The 1,153-nt window shown below is 76.2% G+C and carries 2 protein-coding genes; both read right to left on the bottom strand.

What is annotated here, in order from left to right; genetic code table 11:
* On the bottom strand, positions 1-635 hold a 635-nt coding region (locus BN12_RS25695), incomplete at its 3' end, for a hypothetical protein (RefSeq protein ID WP_235432517.1).
* Between the two features lie 271 nt (positions 636-906).
* On the bottom strand, positions 907-1,153 hold a 247-nt coding region (locus tag BN12_RS25690), incomplete at its 5' end, for a hypothetical protein (protein ID WP_162233139.1).

The following is a 1,153-nucleotide window of genomic DNA, read 5'->3' as shown; positions in this document are numbered from 1 at the left end:
AGGGCCGCCTTCGCGGCGTCGGCCGCCTCCTGCTGCTGCTCCCGCGCGCGCTGGGCGACCGCCCGGGCTCCGGCGGCGACCTGGGCCGCCGCCGACGCCTTCGCGAGGTTCTCGTTGCGGCGTTCGCTGATCGCGTCGACGACCGTCGCGAGATCGAGGAGGTCCTGAGGCCCGTCGGATCGCAGGAGCGCGCCCATCGTCCCGAACGACCCGCCCTCCTGGTAGGCGAGGGACGCGTCCTGGCGCACCGCGAGCTCGGCGGTGTCGGCGTCCCGCTCCGCGCTCTCGGCATCAGACTGCGCCGCCTGGGCCGTGGCGGTCCGGACCTGGAGGAGCGCCGCGGCCTGCCCGTATGCCGCCGCCGCCGCGGACACCTCGGCCTGCAGCGCGATGAGCCGCGCCGACGCCGCCTGATAGGCGGCCTGGACCTGCTTGACGCGCGCCGCGGCGGCTGCGGCCGCCTTGCGAGCCGCCTCGACCTGCTGCTTGCTCGGGATCGGCTTGCCCTTGTCGGGTACTGCCGAGAGCTGCGAGACCGCGGCCACGTCGGGCGTCGTGGCCAGCGCCGGGCTGCCCACGAGCGGGACGAGGGAGACGACGCCTGCCGTGAGCGCCACGACGCGGACCCAGCGCATGGCAGGCCGACGCCGATGGCAGGTCAGCGGGCCGCGCGTCATCGGTCCTCCGGACAAGGCGGGCGGCGCCGGCCCCGCGGTCTCTCCCGAAGGAGACTCCGAGGGGCCCTGGAGGGTCTCCCGGTGGTCGCGGTCGGGCACGGTCCAGCGCCGAGGTCGCGCGCGACGTTAGCCGCCGCCCGCCGCCCGACCGGCACGCCACGCCCACCTCGGCGGAGTTCACCGGGTTTTCACAGGAACGACCACCCGCATCACGCCCCGCTGCGTCGCGTCACGGGGCTACCGGGCCTGTGGGGGCCACACCGATCCAGACGTCGAGGGGCAGGTCGACGAGATGGTCCGGTCGGTGCTCGAGGAGCCGGGCATCCTCCTGGACCGTCACCGCGCTCACCTGACGCACGTCCGTCGCCCGCGCCGTCCGCAGGCCGGAGGCGTCGGACGCGGCGAGGAGCACGAGGCGGCCACCGCGGGACGCGACGTCGCGGGACACCGCCCGCACCGTCGCCGGCAGGTCGCCG

Origin of the sequence: Nostocoides japonicum T1-X7 (genome assembly GCF_001046855.1) — a bacterium.
GTDB classification, from domain to species: Bacteria; Actinomycetota; Actinomycetes; order Actinomycetales; family Dermatophilaceae; genus Nostocoides; species Nostocoides japonicum.
The sequence above is the reverse complement of the archived record's forward strand: the minus strand, read 5'-3'. Positions and strand labels throughout refer to the sequence as shown.